The following is a 19,471-nucleotide window of genomic DNA, read 5'->3' on the forward strand; positions in this document are numbered from 1 at the left end:
CTTGTCCATGAAAAATTCCACAGCCGACCTGGCGCTGTTTGGTGGCAACAGCCTCTTTGCCACGCCAAAATCGACCTCCAATCTGGTGCGTCCCGATATCGAGCATTTTCTCGCGTATTCAAAGCAGTTTTACGCACAGCGCCAGTACACCAACAATGGCCCGCTGGTCCGGCAACTGGAAAAACGCCTGGCGGCGTTTCACCAGACCGAGTATTGCGTCACATTCTGCAGCGGCTTCTGGGCCTTGGTGCTGGCCATTTCCAGCCTGGCGCGCAAGGGCAAGAGCGAAATCGTCATGCCTTCGCTGACATATCGCCGCATGGCCGACATCGCCGCCTGGAACAACTTGAAACCGCGCTTTTGCGAGGTCGATCCGCAGACCCTGGCCATGGACCGGGCCAGCGCCGAAGCGTGCATCAATGACGATACGGCACTGATCCTGTGCGTGCACCCGATCGTCAACTGCTGCGACACCGACGGCGTCGCCGCACTCGCGCGTGAAAGGCAGATCCCGCTGCTGTTCGACGCCGTGGAATCCGTCTACGAGGGCCAGGCGTCAGGCAAGGTGGGACAGTTTGGCGATGCAGAAATCTTTTCCCTGCACGCAAGCAAACTCATCAATGGATTTGAGGGCGGCTACCTGACCACCAACAACCGGCAGTTGGCCGAGGACCTGGCCCTGATGCGCGGCTTTGGCTTCAAGCAAGTCGACAATATCTCCGTACCGGGTGGCATGAACGCCAAGCTGAATGAAGTCCATGCAGCCATGGCCTTGGCCAGTCTTGATGACCTGGAACAGCAAGTAGCCCGCAACCGCGCGCGCTACCGCCTCTATCAATCGCTGCTGCAGCCGATTCCGGGCCTGCAACTGCTTGAGTTTGATGAAACGCACGCTACCAGCTATAAGAATATCGTGGTCCGCCTGGAGGCCAGCTGGCCACTGAACCGCGCAGATACCTTGCGCATCCTGCATGCCGAAAAAATCGTCGCACGCCCTTATTACTCACCTGCGCTGCACCAGAAAGCCATGGCCTATCCGCACATCCCTGCCGACCTGCCTGGTACCGACAAGCTGTCCGGCGAATTCATGCTGCTGCCTTGCGGCCACCATGTAGATGAGCACGATATTCGGCAAATTGCAGCACTGCTCGCCATGTTGCAGCAGCACGCGGCATCGATCAACCAACAGCTGGAGGCCGCATGAGCCCATCGACGTTTGCCCTGCTCGGCGCAGCACCGGCATTTGAGAAACCATTGCCCGTTGGACAACTGTATTTCCCTGCGTGGGAGCGTTATGAAGCCGCCTTCCGCGACATCTTCGAACGCCAGTACTATACCAACCAGGGGCCGCTGACGGTCGAACTGGAAAACCGGCTGCAAGACTTCCTCGGCGTCCGCAATGTCATTTGCGTCAGCAACGCCACGATCGGCCTGATGATGGCAGCCGAAGCCATGCAACTGCGCGGCAAGGTGATACTGCCCGCGTTCACCTTTGTCGCCTCGGCCCAGTCGCTCAGCTGGACCGGCATCGAGCCGGTTTTCTGCGACGTCGACCCAGCCACCGGCCAGATCGCACTGGAGCAGATCGAGGCGCTGATCGACGACGACGTCACTGCCATCATGGGTGTCAACCTGTGGGGCGGCGCCTGTGACCCGGTAGGGCTGGAAGCCCTGGCCCGCAAACATGGCATACAACTCTATTTCGACTCCGCACATGCGTTCGGCTGCGCCGTGGGCGACCGGAAAATTGGCAATTTTGGCCAACTTGAAGTGTTTTCCTTCCACGCAACGAAGATCCTCAGTGCCAGCGAAGGCGGCTGCGTGTGTACCAATGACGATACACTGGCTGCGCGCCTGCGCAATATCCGCAGCAGCTATGGCGCCGGCCATGCGGTGCCGGTCGTCAAGACATCCAATGGCCGCATGTCCGAGGCACAGGCAGCCATTGCACTGATGAGCCTGGAAGACTTCCCGCTCAACCAGCAAAACAATCTGGCGCAATTCCAGGCCTACCGGGAAGGCTTGCGCGACATTCCCGGCATCACCGTGACACCGCCCAGCGGCGTCAGCTTTTCCAATTATCAATACCTGGTCTGCAGCATCGACGCCGCCAGGTTCGGCCTGTCGCGCGACCAGCTGGTGGCGCTGCTCAAGGCGGAAAACGTGTTAGCCCGCCGCTATTTTTACCCCGGCATCCATCGCTGCATTCCGTATGCGGAACAGTTCCCGTGGTATCAGGAGCGCCTGCCGCAAACCGACGCACTGTGCGCAAGCAGCATGCAGCTGCCGATCGGGGCGCTGCTGACACTCGAGGATATCGCGCGCATTTGCCAATTGCTGGCGCGCGCGCAACAGCACGCAAGCGAGATCAGCTTGCATGTGCGGACATAATATGGCGGAGAAAATCACGCTCGGCATCATGCAGCCGTATTTTTTCCCCTATCTCGGTTACTTCGACCTGATCAACCGCAGCGACCGCTGGATCGTTTTCGATGTGGTACGCTACGCGCCGAAGAGCTGGATGAACCGGAATCGCATCCTGCACCCCTCGGAGGGGTGGCAGTATGTCAGCGCGCCGGTCGACCGGCATGCCGGCGCGGGCCTGATCAAGGACGTGACGCTCATCACGCCGCAAGCGGCGCATGACAAGATCCAGGGCCAGATTCTGCACTACCGTGCAGCGGGCGCACCTTATTTCGACGCCGTCTCCGCCTTGATCAGCCAGAGTTTCGCCGCGGCTGCCAGCGGCCTGCTGCGCGACCTGAACGTGGCGTCGCTGGCCGCCACCTGCGCCTATCTTGAGATTCCATTTCAGCCGCAAAACCTGTCGGACCTGGACTTGCACCTTCCAGAGATACCGCATGCCGGGGCCTGGGCGCTGGAAATCTCTGCCGCGCTCGGCGCCCAGGCTTACCTTAATCCGCCCGGGGGCAAGGATATTTTCCATCCCGCCGAATGGGCCCAGCGTGGCATCGAACTGGGCTTCACGGAATTGGTGTCGTTCACCTACCCCACCCGGCGCTATCAATTTATCGAGCACCTGTCGATTCTCGATGTACTGATGTGGAATCCTCCCGCCACGGTGAAAGCCTACCTGGACAGCCGCAAATCCGCAAAACCGGCATAGGTCTGGCGTCACTGGCGGCTGGAGTGCTTAGGCGCCGCACGCATAAAGAAATAAAAAATTTCCATAAAGCATTTAATAAAGACATGCATGCAGTCGTCTTGTACTGAAGAGAGCACAGTGTATCGTTGCTCCGGAACCAACCCATCCTTAGGAGCCATACAATGCTGAGCCTTCACACCAACAACGCATCTCTGTCCGCACAAAATTCGATCGCCAAGACCCAATCGCAATTGTCGACCTCGATGACCCGCCTGAGCACCGGCTTCCGCATCAACTCGGCAATGGACGACGCTGCCGGCCTGCAAATCGCAACCCGCCTGAAAGCACAAACGAGCGGCATGACCGTTGCCATGAGCAACACCCAAAACAGCACCTCGATGCTGCAAACGGCTGAAGGCGCTTTCAACGAAGTGACCAACATGCTGGTCCGCATGAAAGACCTGGCCACCCAGGCAGCTGACGTTTCGTCGAACCAGGACGACAAAGACGCCATGCAAGCCGAATTCGATGCCCTGGGCAAAGAACTGTACAACGTCATGACCAAAACCACGTTCGGCGGCAGCAGCCTGCTGACCGGCGGCACCCTGGCATCGAGCATGACGTTCCAGATCGGCGCCAGCGCCGGCGAAACGATGAACCTCGACGTATCGGCCAAAATGACTGCACTGGCCAGCGCACTGGGCACCGCCGTCGGCACTTACAGCGCAAGCGCTTCGTCGACCGCAGGCACCGAAATCGCTTCGGGCACCGCTGCCAACGGCGCGATCACCGCACTGTCGAGCCTGATCGACAACGTCGGTGAAATCCGTTCGGCACTGGGCGCTGCCGCCAACCGCCTGGACCACGTCAACAACAACCTGTCGAACATCTCGACCAACACCAAAGCAGCTACCGGCCGCATCATGGACACCGACTACGCTACCGAGAGCTCGAACATGACCTCGTCGCAAATGTTGCTGCAAGCTGGTACCGCGATGCTGAAACAATCGAACAGCATGTCGCAAATGGTTATGTCCCTGCTGCAATAATCACCGATATCCGGGCCTGACCGGCCTTGATGACAAAAAAAGCCAACTGCACTCGCAGTTGGCTTTTTCATATCGGCAAGAGCAATACAGGAAATAATCATAAAAATTTCCATAAAGCATTTAATAAACCGATGAACATGGTCGTCTTGTACTGAGGAGAGCACGATGCATCGCTGCTCCAGAATTAATTTACCCTTAGGAGCTACACCATGCTGAGCCTTCACACCAACAACGCATCCCTGTCCGCACAGAATTCGATCGCCAAGACCCAATCCCAGCTGTCGACTTCGATGACACGCCTGAGCACCGGCTTCCGCATCAACTCGGCAATGGACGACGCTGCTGGTCTGCAAATCGCAACCCGCCTGAAAGCACAAACGAGCGGCATGACCGTTGCCATGAGCAACACCCAAAACAGCACCTCGATGCTGCAAACGGCTGAAGGCGCTTTCAACGAAGTGACCAACATGCTGGTCCGCATGAAAGACCTGGCTACCCAGGCAGCTGACGTTTCGTCGAACCAGGACGACAAAGACGCCATGCAAGCCGAATTCGATGCCCTGGGCAAAGAACTGTACAACGTCATGACCAAAACCACGTTCGGCGGCAGCAGCCTGCTGACCGGCGGCACCCTGGCATCGAGCATGACGTTCCAGATCGGCGCCAGCGCCGGCGAAACGATGAACCTCGACGTATCGACCAAAATGGCTTCGCTGGCCAGCGCCCTGGGCGCCGCCGTCGGCAGCTACAGCGCAAGCGCTTCGTCGACCGCCGGCACCGAAATCGCTTCGGGCACCACCGCCAACGGCGCGATCACCGCACTGTCGAACCTGATCGACAACGTCGGTGAAATCCGTTCGGCACTGGGCGCTGCCGCCAACCGCCTGGACCACGTCAACAACAACCTGTCGAATATCTCGACCAACACCAAAGCAGCTACCGGCCGCATCATGGACACCGACTACGCTACCGAGAGCTCGAACATGACCTCGTCGCAAATGTTGCTGCAAGCTGGTACCGCGATGCTGAAGCAATCGAACAGCATGTCGCAAATGGTTATGTCCCTGCTGCAATAATCATTGCCTGCCTGGCCGCTTGCGGCCAGTCATCGAAGCCAGACTGCGGTCTGGCTTTTTTTTGGCCTGCATCTTGATGAAACTATATTGCCCCGCCATTTAACGATGTTGTCCACCTAGTCGCTTATACAAGATAGAACAATCCCCACTGGAGCCGCCGAGTGCTGAGCCTCTACACGAATATCGCCGCACTGGCCGCACAAAGCGCCGCCGCCCGCGCGCAATCCATGCTGTCGACCTCGATGACGCGCCTGGCCACGGGCTTTCGCATCAATTCGGCGATGGATGACGCAGCCGGCCTGCAGATCGCCACGCGCCTGCGGGCCCAGATGAGCGGCATGACGGTGGCCATGCGCAATACGCAAAACAGTACCTCGCTGCTGCAAACGGCGGAAGGTGCGTTTGGCGAAGTCACCGATATGCTGGTGCGCATGAAAGACCTGGCGACGCAGGCGGCCGATGCGTCTTCCAACCAGCAGGACCGCGACGCCATGCAAAGCGAATACGATGCGCTCGGTGCGGAACTGTATAACATCATGCGCAACACCAGCTATGGCGGCAGCAAGCTGCTGGGCGACGGCAGCGCCGGCACAGGCACCTTGTCGGCCGCCATGACATTTCAAATTGGCGCATCCAGCAGCGAGACGATGGGCTTCGATGTATCGGGCAAAATGGGCACGCTGAACACGGCGTTGCAAACGCTGTCGGCCAGGTTCGCCGCCCCCGGCGCGGCCGGCAGCGAGATCAGCAGCAATGGCGGCGCCAATGGCATGATCGATTTGCTGGCCGCCGCCATTTCCCAGGTCGGCAGCGTGCGCTCGGCCCTGGGCGCGGCTGGCAGCCGCCTCGATCACGTCAACAATAATTTGGGTAATATGGTGACCAACACCAAGATCGCGATAGGGCGCATCATGGACGTCGACTATGCCGCCGAAAGCGCCAACATGACGTCGGCGCAGATGCTGCTGCAGGCCAGCACCGCCATGATCAAACAAAGCCAGAGCATGGCAAAGCTGATCCTGTCGCTGCTGCAGCCATGATGGCGCGCGTTGTTTAACTATTTTTATGTGAAAGCAGTGGCATGGCGATAGACCGTATTTCGGCAGGCAATCCCCTGCCCCTGATCACGCAGCGCCTCGACGTCAGCATGGCTACGCCGATGACGCCGGGCGTGGTGCAGCCGCTGGTGCCCGTCGGCCCCTACATGGCGCCCTCGCCCGATGCCGGCACCCTGCCGGCCCAGCTGCAGCAAGGACAGGACAGCCTGGCCGCCCTGATCAAGCCCAACGCCGATGGCGCGGGCGCCACCGCGCGCGACAGCAGCGCCATGCAAGCCAATCAGCTGTTCTTCAGCCGCCAGCTGGTGTGGCAACCGCCCGATCCGGCGCAGCTGGCCGCGTCCTGGCGCGTGATGGTGAAAACCTATGGCGAACAATATGCCGTGATGCAAGAACAGGCGCGTGGCCAGCATGTGCCCGGCAACCTGTTCATGGCCGAACAGCAGCCGGCGCTGCTGCGCGAAGGCCCCCGTCCGCCGCTGCTGCTCGATAGCGAAGCCTGGCGTTTCGCCGTCTACGGCTGGGGCGGACAGCGGCTGATGCTGCGCGTGCTGGCCAGCGATGAAGATGATGAGCACGCTCCTGCGCGGCGCCGGGCCAAGGTCGCCTTGCGCGTGGAATTGATGATCGCCGGCATCGGCCGCGTGCTGATCCAGATGGAACCCGTGGGCGATGGCCTGCTGCTGGAACTGGCGGCAGAAGAAGAAAGCGCCATCCGCCATTTGCGCCTGGCCTTGCCCGAGATCGCCGACGCCGTGCGGCGCGCCGGCCTGCGCGTGGTGCGCTGCCGCCTGAACCGCCAGTTGCATGCGCAGCGCGTGCACGGCAATTTCGCCATGCAGGCGGCGGCCGCTTCGCTTTCGCTGCCGCTGTTCCGCGCCATGGCCGAAGTGGCGCTGCTGCTGACCCAGCCCGAGGCGGAAGCGGCGGCGCAGCCGGAAGAGCCGGCGCCATCGCCCACGCCAGAAGCGGAAATCATCACCTCGAAGGAAGTGGCGGCGCCGCTGGGCCATGACTACGGGGAAGAGGAAGATGGTTCGGCGCCAGGCGGCGAATTCCTGCTGCTGGCCGAGCCGAAGGTGGAAGAGTTGCTGCCGCCGATAGACGAACAGGATTGAAACAAAAAAAACCGGCGCATGCGCCGGTTTTTTATTTACCCTACGGTACCGATGATGCTGACTTCGCGGTTTTCGGGAATTTCGTTATACGACAGCACATGCAGGCCCGGCGCAAACAGGCGCGCGTAGCGGGCCAGCAGCGGGCGGATCTGCGGCAGCACCAGCAGCAAGGGCGGCGTCGCCTGCTGTTTCATCTGTTCGCGCGCCACCGGCATGTTCACTTGCAGCTGCGACAGCAGGTGCGGGTCGATCGGATAATTGTCCAGGGTAACCTTGCCCGACTGGCGCGCCTGGTTCAAGGAACCAAGCAGCATGTTTTCCAGATCCCCCCCCAGGTTAAACGCCTGCATTTCCATCTTTTGGCCAAACAGGCCGGTCACGATCTGGCGCCGCAAGGCGCAGCGCACTTCGGCCGCCAGCAGGATCGGATCCTTGGTGGTCTCCGCGCTGTCGACCAGGGTGGTGGCGATCGGCACGATGTCTTTCAGCGATACATTTTCCGTCAGCAACACGCGGAACACGCGCAGCAACTGCGTATGCGTGAGCGTCTTGTCGAGGGTGGCCGCCAGCTTGGGCGATAAGGCCGTCAGGCGCTCCATCATGGCCGACACGTCTTCGTGGCGGAACAGCTCAGGCAGATACTCGCGCACCATCTTCGACAAGTGCGTGGCGATCACGCTCGGCGCCTCGATCACCTGGTAGCCCAGGCCCAGCGCATGGGCTTTGGCGGCCGGCTCGATCCAGGTGACAGGCATGCCGTACGCAGGCTCGATGCCGGGGATGCCGTCCAGTTGTCCATACACATTCGGCGACGGTATCGCCATCAGCCGGTCGGCCTGGACTTCGGCCTGGGCCACCACCGTGCCCGACAGCACGATCGAGTACTGCGAGGGTTTCAGTCCCAGGTCGTCGCGCACGCCGATCGGCGGCAACAGCAAGCCCATCGCTTCAGACAGGCTCTGGCGCACACCGCGAACGCGCTTATTCAGCGGTTCACCCTGGGTTTTATCGACCATGCCCACCAGCTTGTAGCCAAGCATGACCATCAAAGGCTGCACGGCAGGCAGTTGCTGCCATTCCATCTCGGCCGGACGTTCGTCGCGCAAGGCGGCCTCGATGGCCGCCAGGCCGGCCTGGTCCGGCTTCTTCACGCGCTGCGTCAAGCGCCAGGCCACGTACGCCAGCACCACGGCAAACGTCATGAACATGAACCATGGCATGCCCGGGATCAGGGCCAGCGCCACCATCATGCCGGACGCGCTGAAAATCACCGTCGGCGAGGTCAGTACCTGGCCCGCCACCTGCTGTTCGAAATCGCCCGAATCGCTGATACGCGTCACCAGGATGGCAGCCGCGGCCGACAGCAGCAGCGCCGGCACTTGCGCCACCAGGCCGTCACCGATGGTCAGCAGTGCATACTGGCGGAAAGCGTCGCCGAACGACAGGTCGTGCATCAGCGCACCGATGGCCACGCCGCCGACCATATTGATGATCAAAATCAGGATACTGGCGACGGCGTCGCCGCGCACGAACTTCGAGGCGCCGTCCATGGCGCCATAGAAATCCGCTTCGGCAGCCACGTCCTTGCGGCGGGCCTGGGCTTTTTCCTGGTTGATCAGGCCGGCGTTCAGGTCGGCGTCAATCGCCATCTGCTTGCCGGGCAAGGCATCGAGGGTAAAGCGCGCGGAGACTTCCGAGATACGCTCGGCGCCCTTGGTGACGACCACGAAGTTGATGATCATCAAGATCACGAAGACCACGATACCGACCACGTAGTTGCCGCCGATCACGACGTTACCGAAGGCCTCGATCACCTTACCGGCCGCATCCGCCCCTGTGTGGCCGTGCAGCAGCACCACCCGCGTGGACGCCACGTTCAGGGTCAGCCTGAGCATGGTAGTGGCCAGGATCACCGTCGGGAACACCGAGAAGTCCAGCGGCCGCTTGGCCGAGACGCTGACCAGGATGACGATCAGTGCCAGCACGATATTGAAAGTGAACAAGATATCGAGCAGCACCGGCGGCAGCGGCAAGATGATCATGGCCAGGATCACCAGCAGGAACAGCGGCGTGGCGAACTTGTGGCGGCGCATTTCAGCAACCACGCGGTTCAGGAAATTCATGTCGGTACAACCTCGCTCAGATGAGATGGCACAAGCACCTCGTTAGGAAATGGGGGCTGGGCAGCACGCTGCCCAGAACGGAATGCTTTCAGCTGCAGGATATAGTTCAGCACTTGCGAGACAGCCTGGTACAGCTGCACCGGGATCTGCTGCTGCACCTGGCTGGTGTTATAGATGGCGCGCGCCAGCGGCGGCAATTCCAGCGTCTCGATATCGTGTTCCCTGGCCACCTGCTTGATATACAGCGCCATTTCGTCGACTCCCTTCGCCACCACGAAAGGCGCCTCGGCGCGGTCCTGGTCATACTTGAGCGCCACCGCATAATGTTCAGGATTGACGATCACCACGTCGGCGTCGGGCACGGTCTTGCGCACGCTGCGCCGGCCTATCTGCTGCTGCAGTTGGCGGATGCGCTGGCGCACTTCAGGCCGGCCTTCGCTGGTCTTGTGTTCTTCCTTCACATCCTTCTTGCTCATGCGCTGGTTGCGGGCAAAGAAAAACGCCTGCGCCGGCACGTCGATGATGGCAAACAGCACAAACACGAAGATCAGCGCCATCAGGCTGTCGAGCATCAGGCTGGAGCCATCGAGCATGGCTTGCTGCAAGGGACGGTGCTGCAAATCGACGTACTGCGACAGGCTGGAGCGGCTGACATGCACCAGCACCATGCACAGCACCACCGCCTTGGCGATGGAGATGCCAAATTCGAAGCCATGCTTGGGCGTGACCAGCCGGCCCAGGTTCTTGCCCGGGCTGAGCCGTTCCAGTTTCGGCATCCAGTTCTTGGTGCTGATCACCCAGCCACCGGGGATCAGGGAGCCGAGCACGACGAACAGCGGCACGCAAAACAGCGGCACGATCATCTTGATCAGCAAGCCCACCGAGGTGGTAAACGCCATCGACATGGCATTGTCGAGCGCACCTGTACTATCGAGCGGCATGAAGGACATGGCAAACAATTCACGGAACGTTTCCAGGTAGCCGGGCAGCAGATAGACGAACAACTTCATGCTGATCAAGATGCCGAGCGCCGTCGACAGGTCGCGCGAGCGCACCACCTGCCCTTCCTGGCGCGACTTCTTCAGCTTCTGCTGTGACGCCTTTTCGGTTTTATCGCCCGTGCTGCTATCCGCCATGCGCGATCCTCATCTGTTCGGTGATCATCTCGAGTACCCGGTTGGTCATCGCGATATAGTGTTCCGGTATGAATTTCACGATCTGCGACAGCATCAGCAGGCCGAACATGGTAATCATGGAAAAGCCCAGCGAAAACAGGTTCAGCGACGGCGCCACCCGGTTGAGGAAACCAAAACCCAGTTGCACCACCATGGTGGAAAACACGATAGGCAGGGCCAGCAGCATGGCGGCAGCGAAGATCCACGCCACGTTGTAGGCCACCGTCTGCAGCAGCAGCGGGCCGTAGCCCTGCCCTACCGGCCAGGCCTTGAAACTGGCGCCGATCACGCCCGTCAGCACCAGGTGGCCATCGACGGCAAAGAAGACGATCATGCACATGATGCTGAGCAAACCGGAAATCACGTCCGACGAAGTGCCATTGAGCGGATCGTTCATGATGGCCATCGAAAAACCCACCTGGCTCGACACCAGGTAACCGAGCACCGACATGACGGACATGGCGAAGTGGAACGCCAGTCCCAGCACAAAGCCGATCACGGCCTGCTCCAGGGTCGCCACCACGGCGTGCAGCGAAAACGGATCGATCTTCAGCAATTCCTGCGAGGCCCCCGAGGCCTGCATCACGGGCAGCATCAGGATCGCCAGTATCAGCGACAGCAGCACGCGCACCGGCGTCGGCACCATCGCGTCGCCGATCACCGGCGAGGCGCTGAGCATGGCCAGGATGCGGCAAAACGGCCACCACACAGCCAGCAGAAACGGCAGTACCTGATTGAAAATCTGATCCATGGCGCGCCGCGCTATCCGACCAGGGTGGCCGCGCGCTGAAAAATGGAAACGCAATAATCCATCAGGTAGCCGGACATCCAGCGTCCCGCCAGTATCAGGGCCAGCAGGGTCACCAGCAGGCGCGGCAGGAAGCTCAGGGTCTGCTCGTTGATCTGCGTGGCCGCCTGCACCAGGGCTACCACCAGGCCCGTCAGCAAACCGGGGACGACCAGTATCACCACCAGCAGCATGACCATGCGCAGCGCTTCGATAATCAGGTCGACGGCAACTTCAGGGGTCAGCATTCAATACGCCTGTATGCTGGTGACCAGCGTGTTGACGGTCAGGGTCCAGCCATCGACCAGCACGAACAGCAGCAGCTTGAACGGCAGCGAGATGACCAGCGGCGAGAGCATCATCATGCCCATCGCCATCAACACGGACGCCACCACCAGGTCGATGATCAGGAAGGGAATGAACAGCATGCAGCCGATCTGGAAGGCTGTCTTGAGTTCGGACAAGACAAACGCAGCCAGCTTGACCGTGAAGCTATGGTCCTGCGGGCGCATGGTCGACGGTTCGCCGGCCAGATGGGCGATCTGCGCCAGCGCGGCCTTGCTGGTCTGCGCCAGCATGAAACGCGAAATCGGCACTTCGGCAATCTTCAAGGCTTCCTGCATGCCGATCTGGTCGCGGTCGTAGGGTACGAACGCGTCTTTCCACACCTGGTCGCCGATCGGGCGCATGACGAGCAAGGTGAGGATCAGGGCAATGCCGGTGACGATACGGTTAGGCAAGCCCTGCTGCAGGCCCAGGGCCTGGCGCAGCAGGGACAGCACGATCACGAAACGGGTGAAGCTGGTCATCATCATGACCATCACGGGCAGCAGCCCGAGCAGGGTCATGACGACCAGCACTTGCGTCTTGACCGTCAGGTCGGTCTTCGCGCCGGGCACGATACCGCCCAATAAATCCTGCGCGCCAGCCGAGGCGCAGCACAGCATCAGCACGGGCGCGGCCAGGGCCGCCGCCAGCACTGCGCGGCGCCGGGTCACACCGGGTACCGCCAGCTTCATGCTGTCATCATGTCGAGATTGAGGCCATCCAGGTCGATTACCTTCAGGCCGTAATTTTCGCCGGCCACCACCACTTCGGCACGGCCGATCGGCGTGCCATTGACCTTGATCACCAGCGGTTCGCCGGCCAGCATGTCGAGCTCGATCACGCTTTCGGGGCCGATCGCCATCAGTTCTTCCAGCGAAATGCGGGCCGACCCCACTTCCAGCGTCAGGGTGACGGGAATCTTGCGCATCATTTGCGGAATGTCGCGCCGCGCGCGGGTGCTGGAGACGTCGGCAACGTCGCCCTGGTCGATGATCATCTCATCGCCCAGGTCTTCCAGCAGGGTTTCGCTCTGGTTGGTATCGGTCATGTTCATATTATTCGACATCTTCAAATGAGGTTAAACAGAGCTTGCCCTTGTGTTCGGAAACAGCGGCAGTAAATAAACGGGAATCATCGAGCATCACGTCGGTGCGGCTCAGGCTGACGGGTATCACGTCGCCCACGCGCAAATCAAACAAGGCGCCCAATTGCACCTGCTTGCTGACCAGCCGTCCTTCCAGCGTTACCTGCAGGCGCGACGCCAGCGGACGCACGCTGCCGCGCAAGGCCTTCTTGGCTTGCGCGCGTTCGGGCAGCAAGCCACGCAGCACGTCGGCCATCAGGCGCTTGTCGAGTGAAAACCAGAAAGAACCGGTCTGGCCGGCATCGACGTCGCTGACGGAGACCGTGACGATCCAGCTGCCGCGCGCCGGATGCACGCCGGAATGCGCCGTGCTGTCGCCGGCGGCCTCGCCGCCGGCCTTGCCGACGGCGTGCAGATTCTTGCTGATACGGCCGAACAGGCTGCCTACCAGCTGTTGCCCGAGCACCACAGCGAGCCGCTCTTCGGTCGCCGTCACGCGCACCAGCGCCGGATCGGGCAGCGGGCTCTTGGCGCCCGCGCTGCCGCCGCTACCATAGCGATAGTTGAGCACGCTTAAAAGTATCTGCCGCTCAAGGCTGAATCCTGCCTGGCCTGCGGACGAGGCAAAGCTCAGCCAGCGGTTGCTGCTGTCTTCCTGCTCGACGCGCGACAAGGTCACGGCGTCGATCTGGAAACTGCCCCAGTAACGGCGGCTCATCGGCTGGCGCAGGGCCGCGGCCAGGTCATCGCGCAACTGCGCGCCGAACACGTGCAGCAAATGGACAGGACGTCCAAGCAGACAGGAATCCAGGACTTGATGGCGTAGGGTTTGATCTGTCTTGGTAAGGGTTGTCATGTAATGGTCATGTCGGTATTGCGTTGGCAGAACAAATTATACGGATCACCCGAAATTAAATACAGTAAATACATCGCCATCCACCGTGAGCGGCGGCTTGACGCAGCCTGGAGCAAACGATTGCGCATCATGCAGCATGCTAGATGACTACGGTGCTGAACAATACAGGAAATCCTTAAATATTGCCATGTATCAATAGTACTTGAGACAATACTCTCTTTACTTTATAGTTGCTTCGAGGTAAGCTTACAGCGACAAAATTCAGATTTGCAGTGCGCCATTCCACTTACCTGATTACCGTTTTTTTATGGCAGTTTTTAAGTCCAGCTAATTGCCACCTGTAGAACTCTCATCAGTTAATGATCCTTGGCCGTGGCCTTGCAAATAGTCTGTGCAGTCGATCGCGTGAATTTGCTTGAAAGACGTTCTCGCATGGCGTGGCGTGGCAATTGATAAAACTGATGGGTTCGGCATTGGACCAGGCATAGCGGCACAGCAGTACTTGCGGCTGGAACAGCAACACCAGTAATTCTGATTGATACGGCATCGCATATACATAGAGGGCAAGATGAGCAATGAACTCGCAGGTCTGATCAAGGCCGATCTGGCGGCATTAAGCAACGATGCGCGCGCACTCGGCAACAGTATCGCGCCGGCCGCCACCTTCGGCGCAGGAGAACCATCGGGCTTCTCCTTCTCGCAAAGCATGAAAGACGCCGTCAACAAGGTCAACAACGATGACCGCCTGGCCGCGCAAAAAATGAGTGACGTCGACAGCGGCAAGAGCGACGACCTGGTCGGCGCCATGCTGGCCAGCCAGGAAGCGAGCCTGTCCTTCTCCATGTTGATGCAAGTGCGCAACAAAGTCATGGGCGCCGTCGACGAATTGATCAAGCTGCCTCTGTAAGTAATATCCACAAGCGCCACGCCCGGATCCACGCCCAGCCTCACAGCGAAAGTTACCCCAAGTGATAACCACCATGAAGTCCGCCTTTGCGCGCTGGCGCCCTGGCGCCCAGCCCACCATCCCGCCCGCCCTGCTGAAGAACCTGGTTCCCATAGTGGTGCTCGCCATTGGCATCACCACCCTGGTGACCGTATATTTCTGGCGCGACCAGGCCAATTACAAGCCGGTGTTCGGCGCGCGCGAAAAAGTGGCGGTGACGGACATGATGGCGACCCTGGACGCCGAACACATCCCTTACCGCCTGCATCCGGACAGCGGCCAGGTGCTGGTGCCCGACGCCATGCTGGGCCGCGTGCGCATGATGCTGGCCTCGAAAGGCGTGACGGCGCAATTGCCGGCCGGCCTGGAACTGATGGACAAGAACGACCCGCTGGGCGTGTCGCAATTCGTGCAGGACGTGCGCTTCCGCCGCGGCCTGGAAGGCGAGCTGGCGCAAAGCATCATGACCATGGATGCGATCGCCTCGGCGCGCGTGCATCTGTCGATCGCCAAGTCGACCTCGTTCGTGGCCAGCGATGGCGACAAGTCGTCCGCCTCGATCGTGGTGGCGCTGAAACCGGGCCGCACCCTGGCGCCGGAACAGATCGCCGCGGTGATCAATATGGTGGCCGGCAGCGTGGCCAGCCTGGCGCCGACCCGCGTCAGCCTGGTCGACCAGGCCGGCAACCTGCTCTCTTCGCATATCGATCTGACGGACGGCTTCGACGCCTCGGCCGCCGGCAATGAAGCGGCCAAGCGCGTGCAGGATGAAATCCGCCGCAACGTCACCGGCTTGCTGGGCCCCGTGATCGGCGAAGACAATTTCAAATTGAGCGTGACGGCCGCGGTCGACAATGACCGGGTCGAAGAAACGCTGGAAAAATACGGCGAAGCGCCGAAGGTGACCAGCGAAGCGATGCGCGAAGAGCAGGAACGCAACCGCACCGTGGCCGGCATCCCGGGCAGCCTGTCGAACCGTCCGCCGGCCGCTGCCGTGCCGGCGCCGACCGACGCCGCCGGCGCAGCGCCTGCCGATGGCGCGCCGAAGCCACCCGACGATGGCACCGCCCGCAAGAACGCCACCACCCGCCAGTACGCCTACGACCGCAGCATCACGCAAATCAAGCGCAGCCGCGGCCGCCTGGAAAAACTCAGCGTGGCAGTGGTGCTGAACAGCGCCGCCGCACCGGACGCGAAAGCCGGCTGGACCCCGGCCGAGCTGGCCAATATCGAAAAGATGTTGCGCAGCGGCCTGGGCATCAACACCCAGCGCGGCGATAGCCTGAGCCTGACCGCCCTGGCCTTCCCGGCCAAGCCGCCCGTGGCGCAATGGTGGGAAGAGCGCGATACCGTCGTCGATTTCAGCAGCTGGCTGCTGTACGCCCTGGGCGCCGTGCTCGGTTACTTCCTGATCCTGCGCCCCTTGATGCGCCTGCTGACGGCGCGCCTGGCGCCGCCTGCACTCAAGCAACTGGACCCTGCCCTGGCGATCGCCGGCAGCGGTACGGCAGCGGGTGCCGATGGCGTCGCTGCACTGGCCGCCAACGGCGCACCGGCGCTGGAAGGCGCCACTGCCGGCGGCAGCATGCCGGTGGTGCCGCTGCTGGAAAACTACAACTTGCCGCCGCCCGGCTCGGATGTCGACGTGATGGTCGACCACCTGAAAGTGCTGGCGGAAAAAGAACCCGAGCGTGTCGCCGAAGTCGTCAAACAATGGATGCAGAAAAATGGCCGAACTCAACAACAATAATTTTCCTGACGCGCCCGAGTACGAAAGCGTCAGCCTGACCCCGGTCGAACAGGCGGCCATCGTGCTGCTGAGCATAGGCGAAGAACAGGCGGCCGGCGTGCTGCGCTGCCTGTCGCGCGAAGAGTTGCTGGAAGTGACGCAAGTGATGTCGCGCATGAGCGGCATCAAGGTCGAGGCGGTGAAAACGGCCATGCAAACCTTCTTCGACGATTACCGCCAGCAAAGCGGCGTGCACGGCGCCTCGCGCAGCTACCTGAAGCGCTCGCTGGACATGGCGCTGGGCAGCGATATCGCCAATAGCGTGCTCAACAATATCTACGGCGACGCCATCCGTCCGAAAATGGCGCGTTTGCAGTGGGCCTCGCCGAAATGGCTGGCCGAATACATCGTCAACGAACACGTGCAGATGCAAGCCGTGTTCCTGGCCTTTTTGCCGCCGGCACTGGCCGGCCAGATCCTCGACGCCCTGCCCGTCGAAGGCCGCGACCTGGTGCTGCTGAACCTGGCGCGCCTGGACGAGATCGACCGCGACCTGCTGATCGAGCTCGATGAACTGGTGGGCCGCTGCCTGGGCACGCTGGACACGCAAAGCACCAGCGTGGAAGGCATCCGCCAGGCGGCCGAGATCCTGAACCGCATGCCGGGCAACCGCACGGCGCTGGTGGAACTGCTGCGCGCGCACGATCCGGAAGTGGTGTCGGAAATCGAACTGAGCATGTACGACTTCCTGATCCTGGCCACGCAGAGCGATGTCACGCTCACGCGCATCCTGGAAGACGTGCCGATGGAACAGTGGGCGATTGCCCTCAAGGGCGCGGAACCGGCCGTGCGCGATGCCGTGCTGAAAACCATGCCGCGCCGTCAGGCACAAAGCTTCGAAGACATGATGCGCCGCTCCGGCCCCGTGCCGCTGTCGCGCATCGAACAGACGCGCCAGGAAATCATGGCCACCGTCAAGGGCCTGGCCGACGCCGGCGAAATCGAAGTACAACTGTTTGCCGAAGCGGTGATCGAATGAAGCACTTCCGCTCCTACCGCTTTCCGCCGCTGTCGCAATTCATCGCGGCCGGCCAGCGCGCCTCGAACGAGGACACGGACGGCCAGTGGCAGGCGTCCGTCTCGGAAGGCTTTGAACAGGGCCAGCGCGACGGCTATGAAGTGGGCCTGGTGCAAGGCCAGCAGGACGGCTATGACGCCGGCCGCAGCGACGGCGTGGCGCAGGGCCGCGAAGAAGGCCGCAATGAAACCCTGGTGGCGCTGGACAAGCTGGCGCGCCCGGTCGATGCCATTTTGCGCGACCTGAAAAAAGTGCGCGCCGATTACCGCGCCGCCCAGCGCAAGGAAGTGGTCGACCTGGTGGCCAAGGTGGCGCGCCAGGTGATCCGCGCCGAACTGGCGCTGCAACCGGTGCAGCTGCTGGCCCTGGTCGATGAAACCCTGGCCTCGATGCCGCCCACGCGCGAAGAAATCGACGTCTACCTGAACCCCGAAGAATTGAAACGCATCAGCGAACTCGATCCCAAGCGCGCCAAGCGCTGGAACCTGATCGCCGACGCGCGCCTGGACGCCGGCGAATGCCGCATCAAGGCCGGCGACAATGAAGTCGACGCGGGCTGCCATCAGCGCCTGTCCGCCTGCATGGACCAGGTCAGCAGCCACCTGGCGCTGGCCGCCGAACATGCCGACCAGGGCGCGCCTGCATGATCGCCGACACGCTGCGCAGTTTCGAGATCGGCGAGATACCGGTCGCGACCCCGACCGGCCGCCTGGTCGGCGCTTCCGGCCTGCTGCTGGAAAGCGCCGGCTGCCGGCTGCACACGGGCCAGCGTTGTCAGATTGAAACCGTAAATGGCGAATGGCTCGATGCGCAGGTGGTGGGTTTCCGCGACAAGCTGTCGTATTTGATGCCGTTCAAGAAGGCCACCGGTCTGACCACCGGCGCGCGCGTCCTGCCGCTGCCCGACAAGGCCAGCCTGCAGATCGGGCCATCGTGGCTGGGACGCATGGTCAATGGCCTGGGCGAACCGATCGATGACCTGGGCCGCCTCGGTGGCGAGCACATCCTCGAAGTGACGCCGCCCAAGATCAATCCCCTGAAAAAACAGCCGGTGGTCGAAGCGCTGGACGTGGGTGTGCGCGCGATCAACAGCATGCTGACCCTGGGCAAGGGGCAGCGCGTGGGCCTGATGGCTGGTTCGGGCGTGGGAAAAAGCGTACTGCTGGGCCTGATCACGCGCCAGACCGTGGCCGACGTGGTGGTGGTCGGCCTGATCGGCGAACGGGGCCGCGAAGTGCGCGAATTCGTGGAAAAGTCGCTCGGCGAAGACGGCTTGAAAAAAGCCGTGCTAGTGATCGCCCCGGCCGACGAATCGCCGTTGATGCGCATCATGGCCACCGAATTGTGCCACTCGATCGCCGCCCATTACCGCGACCAGGGCAAGCACGTGCTGCTGCTGGTCGACTCCCTGACGCGCTACGCGATGGCCTTGCGCGAAGTGGCGCTGGCCCTGGGCGAGCCGCCGGCCACGCGCGGCTACCCGCCGTCGGTCTTTTCGAATTTGCCGCAACTGGTGGAAAGCGCCGGCAATGGCGCCCATGAAGATGGCAGCATGAGCGCCATCTATACCGTGCTGGCCGAAGGCGACGACCAGCAGGATCCGGTGGTCGATACGGCGCGCGCGATCCTGGACGGGCATATCGTGCTCACGCGCGAACTGGCCGAACGGGGCCACTACCCCGCGATCGATATCGCCGCCTCGATCAGCCGCTGCATGGCGCAGGTGATCACGCCCGAGCACCAGCAGTCGGCACGGGCGCTGAAAGCCTCGATGGCGCGCCATGCGCGCGTGCGCGACCTGATCCCGCTGGGCGCCTACGTGCCTGGCGCCGATCCCGTCACCGACAAGGCGGTGCAGCTGCATCCGCAGATCGAGGCCTTTCTGTGCCAGGGCACCAAGGAAGCGGCGCCAATGGCGCCGTGCATCGCACAACTTGAACAAATGATGGCCTAGACCAC

Annotated in this window: 19 protein-coding genes; 12 read left to right on the forward strand and 7 right to left on the reverse strand. The window is 61.6% G+C overall.

Annotation, left to right across the window (positions count from 1 at the left end):
- Nucleotides 1-7 precede the first annotated feature (7 nt).
- The 7 genes from ACL9RI_RS22360 (at nt 8) to ACL9RI_RS22390 (ending at nt 7,407) form a co-directional block, all read left to right on the forward strand.
- A complete protein-coding gene (locus ACL9RI_RS22360) occupies nt 8-1,204 on the forward strand; it encodes a DegT/DnrJ/EryC1/StrS family aminotransferase (RefSeq protein WP_422728691.1) in 1,197 nt (398 codons plus the stop codon).
- Nucleotides 1,201-2,391 (forward strand): aminotransferase class I/II-fold pyridoxal phosphate-dependent enzyme, encoded by a 1,191-nt coding sequence (locus tag ACL9RI_RS22365; RefSeq protein ID WP_422728692.1) that lies wholly within the window; start codon nt 1,201-1,203, stop codon nt 2,389-2,391. Before ACL9RI_RS22360 ends, ACL9RI_RS22365 begins: the two co-directional genes overlap by 4 nt.
- Before the next feature lies 1 nt (nt 2,392).
- The gene (locus tag ACL9RI_RS22370) at nt 2,393-3,127 is read left to right on the forward strand and encodes a WbqC family protein (protein ID WP_422728693.1); all 735 of its coding nucleotides are present in this window, start codon (nt 2,393-2,395) and stop codon (nt 3,125-3,127) included.
- 161 nt (nt 3,128-3,288) lie between these two features.
- Nucleotides 3,289-4,155 (forward strand): flagellin, encoded by an 867-nt coding sequence (locus ACL9RI_RS22375; RefSeq protein ID WP_422728694.1) that lies wholly within the window; start codon nt 3,289-3,291, stop codon nt 4,153-4,155.
- Between the two features lie 209 nt (nt 4,156-4,364).
- Nucleotides 4,365-5,231, forward strand: coding sequence for a flagellin (locus ACL9RI_RS22380; RefSeq protein ID WP_422728695.1), 867 nt, complete (start codon nt 4,365-4,367; stop codon nt 5,229-5,231).
- A 161-nt stretch (nt 5,232-5,392) separates the two neighbouring features.
- Entirely contained in the window at nt 5,393-6,271 is an 879-nt protein-coding gene (locus ACL9RI_RS22385) for a flagellin (RefSeq protein WP_422728696.1), read from the forward strand.
- Between the two features lie 41 nt (nt 6,272-6,312).
- Complete coding sequence (locus ACL9RI_RS22390; protein WP_422728697.1) at nt 6,313-7,407, forward strand: hypothetical protein; 1,095 nt, start codon at nt 6,313-6,315, stop codon at nt 7,405-7,407.
- Between the two features lie 35 nt (nt 7,408-7,442).
- Here the strand turns inward: ACL9RI_RS22390 and ACL9RI_RS22395 are convergent, their stop codons facing one another.
- From ACL9RI_RS22395 to ACL9RI_RS22425, 7 genes are read right to left on the reverse strand one after another with little or no spacing between them, the layout of a single operon-like run.
- Nucleotides 7,443-9,530, reverse strand: coding sequence for a flagellar biosynthesis protein FlhA (locus ACL9RI_RS22395; RefSeq protein ID WP_422728698.1), 2,088 nt, complete (start codon nt 9,528-9,530; stop codon nt 7,443-7,445).
- Nucleotides 9,527-10,666, reverse strand: a complete 1,140-nt coding sequence (gene flhB / locus ACL9RI_RS22400; protein WP_422728699.1) for a flagellar type III secretion system protein FlhB — start codon at nt 10,664-10,666, stop codon at nt 9,527-9,529. The genes ACL9RI_RS22395 and flhB overlap by 4 nt, the downstream gene beginning before the upstream one ends.
- Nucleotides 10,656-11,456: a flagellar biosynthetic protein FliR gene (locus ACL9RI_RS22405; RefSeq protein WP_422728700.1), complete on the reverse strand. Its 801-nt coding sequence runs from the start codon at nt 11,454-11,456 to the stop codon at nt 10,656-10,658. Before ACL9RI_RS22405 ends, flhB begins: the two co-directional genes overlap by 11 nt.
- An 11-nt stretch (nt 11,457-11,467) precedes the next feature.
- Nucleotides 11,468-11,740 (reverse strand): flagellar biosynthesis protein FliQ, encoded by a 273-nt coding sequence (fliQ, locus tag ACL9RI_RS22410; protein ID WP_422728701.1) that lies wholly within the window; start codon nt 11,738-11,740, stop codon nt 11,468-11,470.
- Complete coding sequence (fliP, locus tag ACL9RI_RS22415; RefSeq protein ID WP_422728702.1) at nt 11,741-12,511, reverse strand: flagellar type III secretion system pore protein FliP; 771 nt, start codon at nt 12,509-12,511, stop codon at nt 11,741-11,743. It lies immediately after the preceding gene.
- The gene (locus ACL9RI_RS22420; RefSeq protein WP_183676444.1) at nt 12,508-12,873 is read right to left on the reverse strand and encodes a FliM/FliN family flagellar motor switch protein; all 366 of its coding nucleotides are present in this window, start codon (nt 12,871-12,873) and stop codon (nt 12,508-12,510) included. The genes fliP and ACL9RI_RS22420 overlap by 4 nt, the downstream gene beginning before the upstream one ends.
- A 1-nt stretch (nt 12,874) precedes the next feature.
- Nucleotides 12,875-13,759, reverse strand: coding sequence for a FliM/FliN family flagellar motor switch protein (locus ACL9RI_RS22425; protein ID WP_422728703.1), 885 nt, complete (start codon nt 13,757-13,759; stop codon nt 12,875-12,877).
- Nucleotides 13,760-14,327: 568 nt separating this feature from the next.
- Between ACL9RI_RS22425 and ACL9RI_RS22430 the strand changes: the two genes are divergently transcribed.
- From ACL9RI_RS22430 to fliI, 5 genes are all read left to right on the forward strand, one after another.
- Nucleotides 14,328-14,666, forward strand: coding sequence for a flagellar hook-basal body complex protein FliE (locus ACL9RI_RS22430; protein WP_422728704.1), 339 nt, complete (start codon nt 14,328-14,330; stop codon nt 14,664-14,666).
- Between the two features lie 73 nt (nt 14,667-14,739).
- Nucleotides 14,740-16,455 carry a flagellar basal-body MS-ring/collar protein FliF gene (fliF, locus tag ACL9RI_RS22435; RefSeq protein WP_422728705.1) on the forward strand — a complete coding sequence of 572 codons (1,716 nt, stop codon included), beginning with the start codon at nt 14,740-14,742 and terminating at the stop codon, nt 16,453-16,455.
- Nucleotides 16,433-17,473 carry a flagellar motor switch protein FliG gene (locus ACL9RI_RS22440; protein WP_183676440.1) on the forward strand — a complete coding sequence of 347 codons (1,041 nt, stop codon included), beginning with the start codon at nt 16,433-16,435 and terminating at the stop codon, nt 17,471-17,473. Before fliF ends, ACL9RI_RS22440 begins: the two co-directional genes overlap by 23 nt.
- The gene (fliH, locus tag ACL9RI_RS22445) at nt 17,470-18,159 is read left to right on the forward strand and encodes a flagellar assembly protein FliH (protein WP_300755288.1); all 690 of its coding nucleotides are present in this window, start codon (nt 17,470-17,472) and stop codon (nt 18,157-18,159) included. Before ACL9RI_RS22440 ends, fliH begins: the two co-directional genes overlap by 4 nt.
- Entirely contained in the window at nt 18,156-19,466 is a 1,311-nt protein-coding gene (gene fliI, locus ACL9RI_RS22450) for a flagellar protein export ATPase FliI (protein ID WP_422728706.1), read from the forward strand. Before fliH ends, fliI begins: the two co-directional genes overlap by 4 nt.
- Nucleotides 19,467-19,471 lie beyond the last annotated feature (5 nt).

The organism is Janthinobacterium sp. Mn2066, assembly GCF_049319705.1.
Classification (GTDB): Bacteria; Pseudomonadota; Gammaproteobacteria; order Burkholderiales; family Burkholderiaceae_D; genus Janthinobacterium.

Coding starts and splice junctions, on each gene's coding strand:
- ACL9RI_RS22375 (WP_422728694.1), top strand. CDS start 3,289: ATGCTGAGCCTTCACACCAACAACGCATCTCTGTCCGCACAAAATTCG.
- fliH (WP_300755288.1), top strand. CDS start 17,470: ATGAAGCACTTCCGCTCCTACCGCTTTCCGCCGCTGTCGCAATTCATC.
- fliI (WP_422728706.1), top strand. CDS start 18,156: ATGATCGCCGACACGCTGCGCAGTTTCGAGATCGGCGAGATACCGGTC.
- ACL9RI_RS22365 (WP_422728692.1), top strand. CDS start 1,201: ATGAGCCCATCGACGTTTGCCCTGCTCGGCGCAGCACCGGCATTTGAG.
- ACL9RI_RS22390 (WP_422728697.1), top strand. CDS start 6,313: ATGGCGATAGACCGTATTTCGGCAGGCAATCCCCTGCCCCTGATCACG.
- ACL9RI_RS22370 (WP_422728693.1), top strand. CDS start 2,393: ATGGCGGAGAAAATCACGCTCGGCATCATGCAGCCGTATTTTTTCCCC.
- ACL9RI_RS22380 (WP_422728695.1), top strand. CDS start 4,365: ATGCTGAGCCTTCACACCAACAACGCATCCCTGTCCGCACAGAATTCG.
- ACL9RI_RS22425 (WP_422728703.1), bottom strand. CDS start 13,759: ATGACAACCCTTACCAAGACAGATCAAACCCTACGCCATCAAGTCCTG.
- flhB (WP_422728699.1), bottom strand. CDS start 10,666: ATGGCGGATAGCAGCACGGGCGATAAAACCGAAAAGGCGTCACAGCAG.
- ACL9RI_RS22395 (WP_422728698.1), bottom strand. CDS start 9,530: ATGAATTTCCTGAACCGCGTGGTTGCTGAAATGCGCCGCCACAAGTTC.
- fliQ (WP_422728701.1), bottom strand. CDS start 11,740: ATGCTGACCCCTGAAGTTGCCGTCGACCTGATTATCGAAGCGCTGCGC.
- ACL9RI_RS22440 (WP_183676440.1), top strand. CDS start 16,433: ATGGCCGAACTCAACAACAATAATTTTCCTGACGCGCCCGAGTACGAA.
- fliF (WP_422728705.1), top strand. CDS start 14,740: ATGAAGTCCGCCTTTGCGCGCTGGCGCCCTGGCGCCCAGCCCACCATC.
- fliP (WP_422728702.1), bottom strand. CDS start 12,511: ATGAAGCTGGCGGTACCCGGTGTGACCCGGCGCCGCGCAGTGCTGGCG.
- ACL9RI_RS22430 (WP_422728704.1), top strand. CDS start 14,328: ATGAGCAATGAACTCGCAGGTCTGATCAAGGCCGATCTGGCGGCATTA.
- ACL9RI_RS22405 (WP_422728700.1), bottom strand. CDS start 11,456: ATGGATCAGATTTTCAATCAGGTACTGCCGTTTCTGCTGGCTGTGTGG.
- ACL9RI_RS22420 (WP_183676444.1), bottom strand. CDS start 12,873: ATGAACATGACCGATACCAACCAGAGCGAAACCCTGCTGGAAGACCTG.
- ACL9RI_RS22360 (WP_422728691.1), top strand. CDS start 8: ATGAAAAATTCCACAGCCGACCTGGCGCTGTTTGGTGGCAACAGCCTC.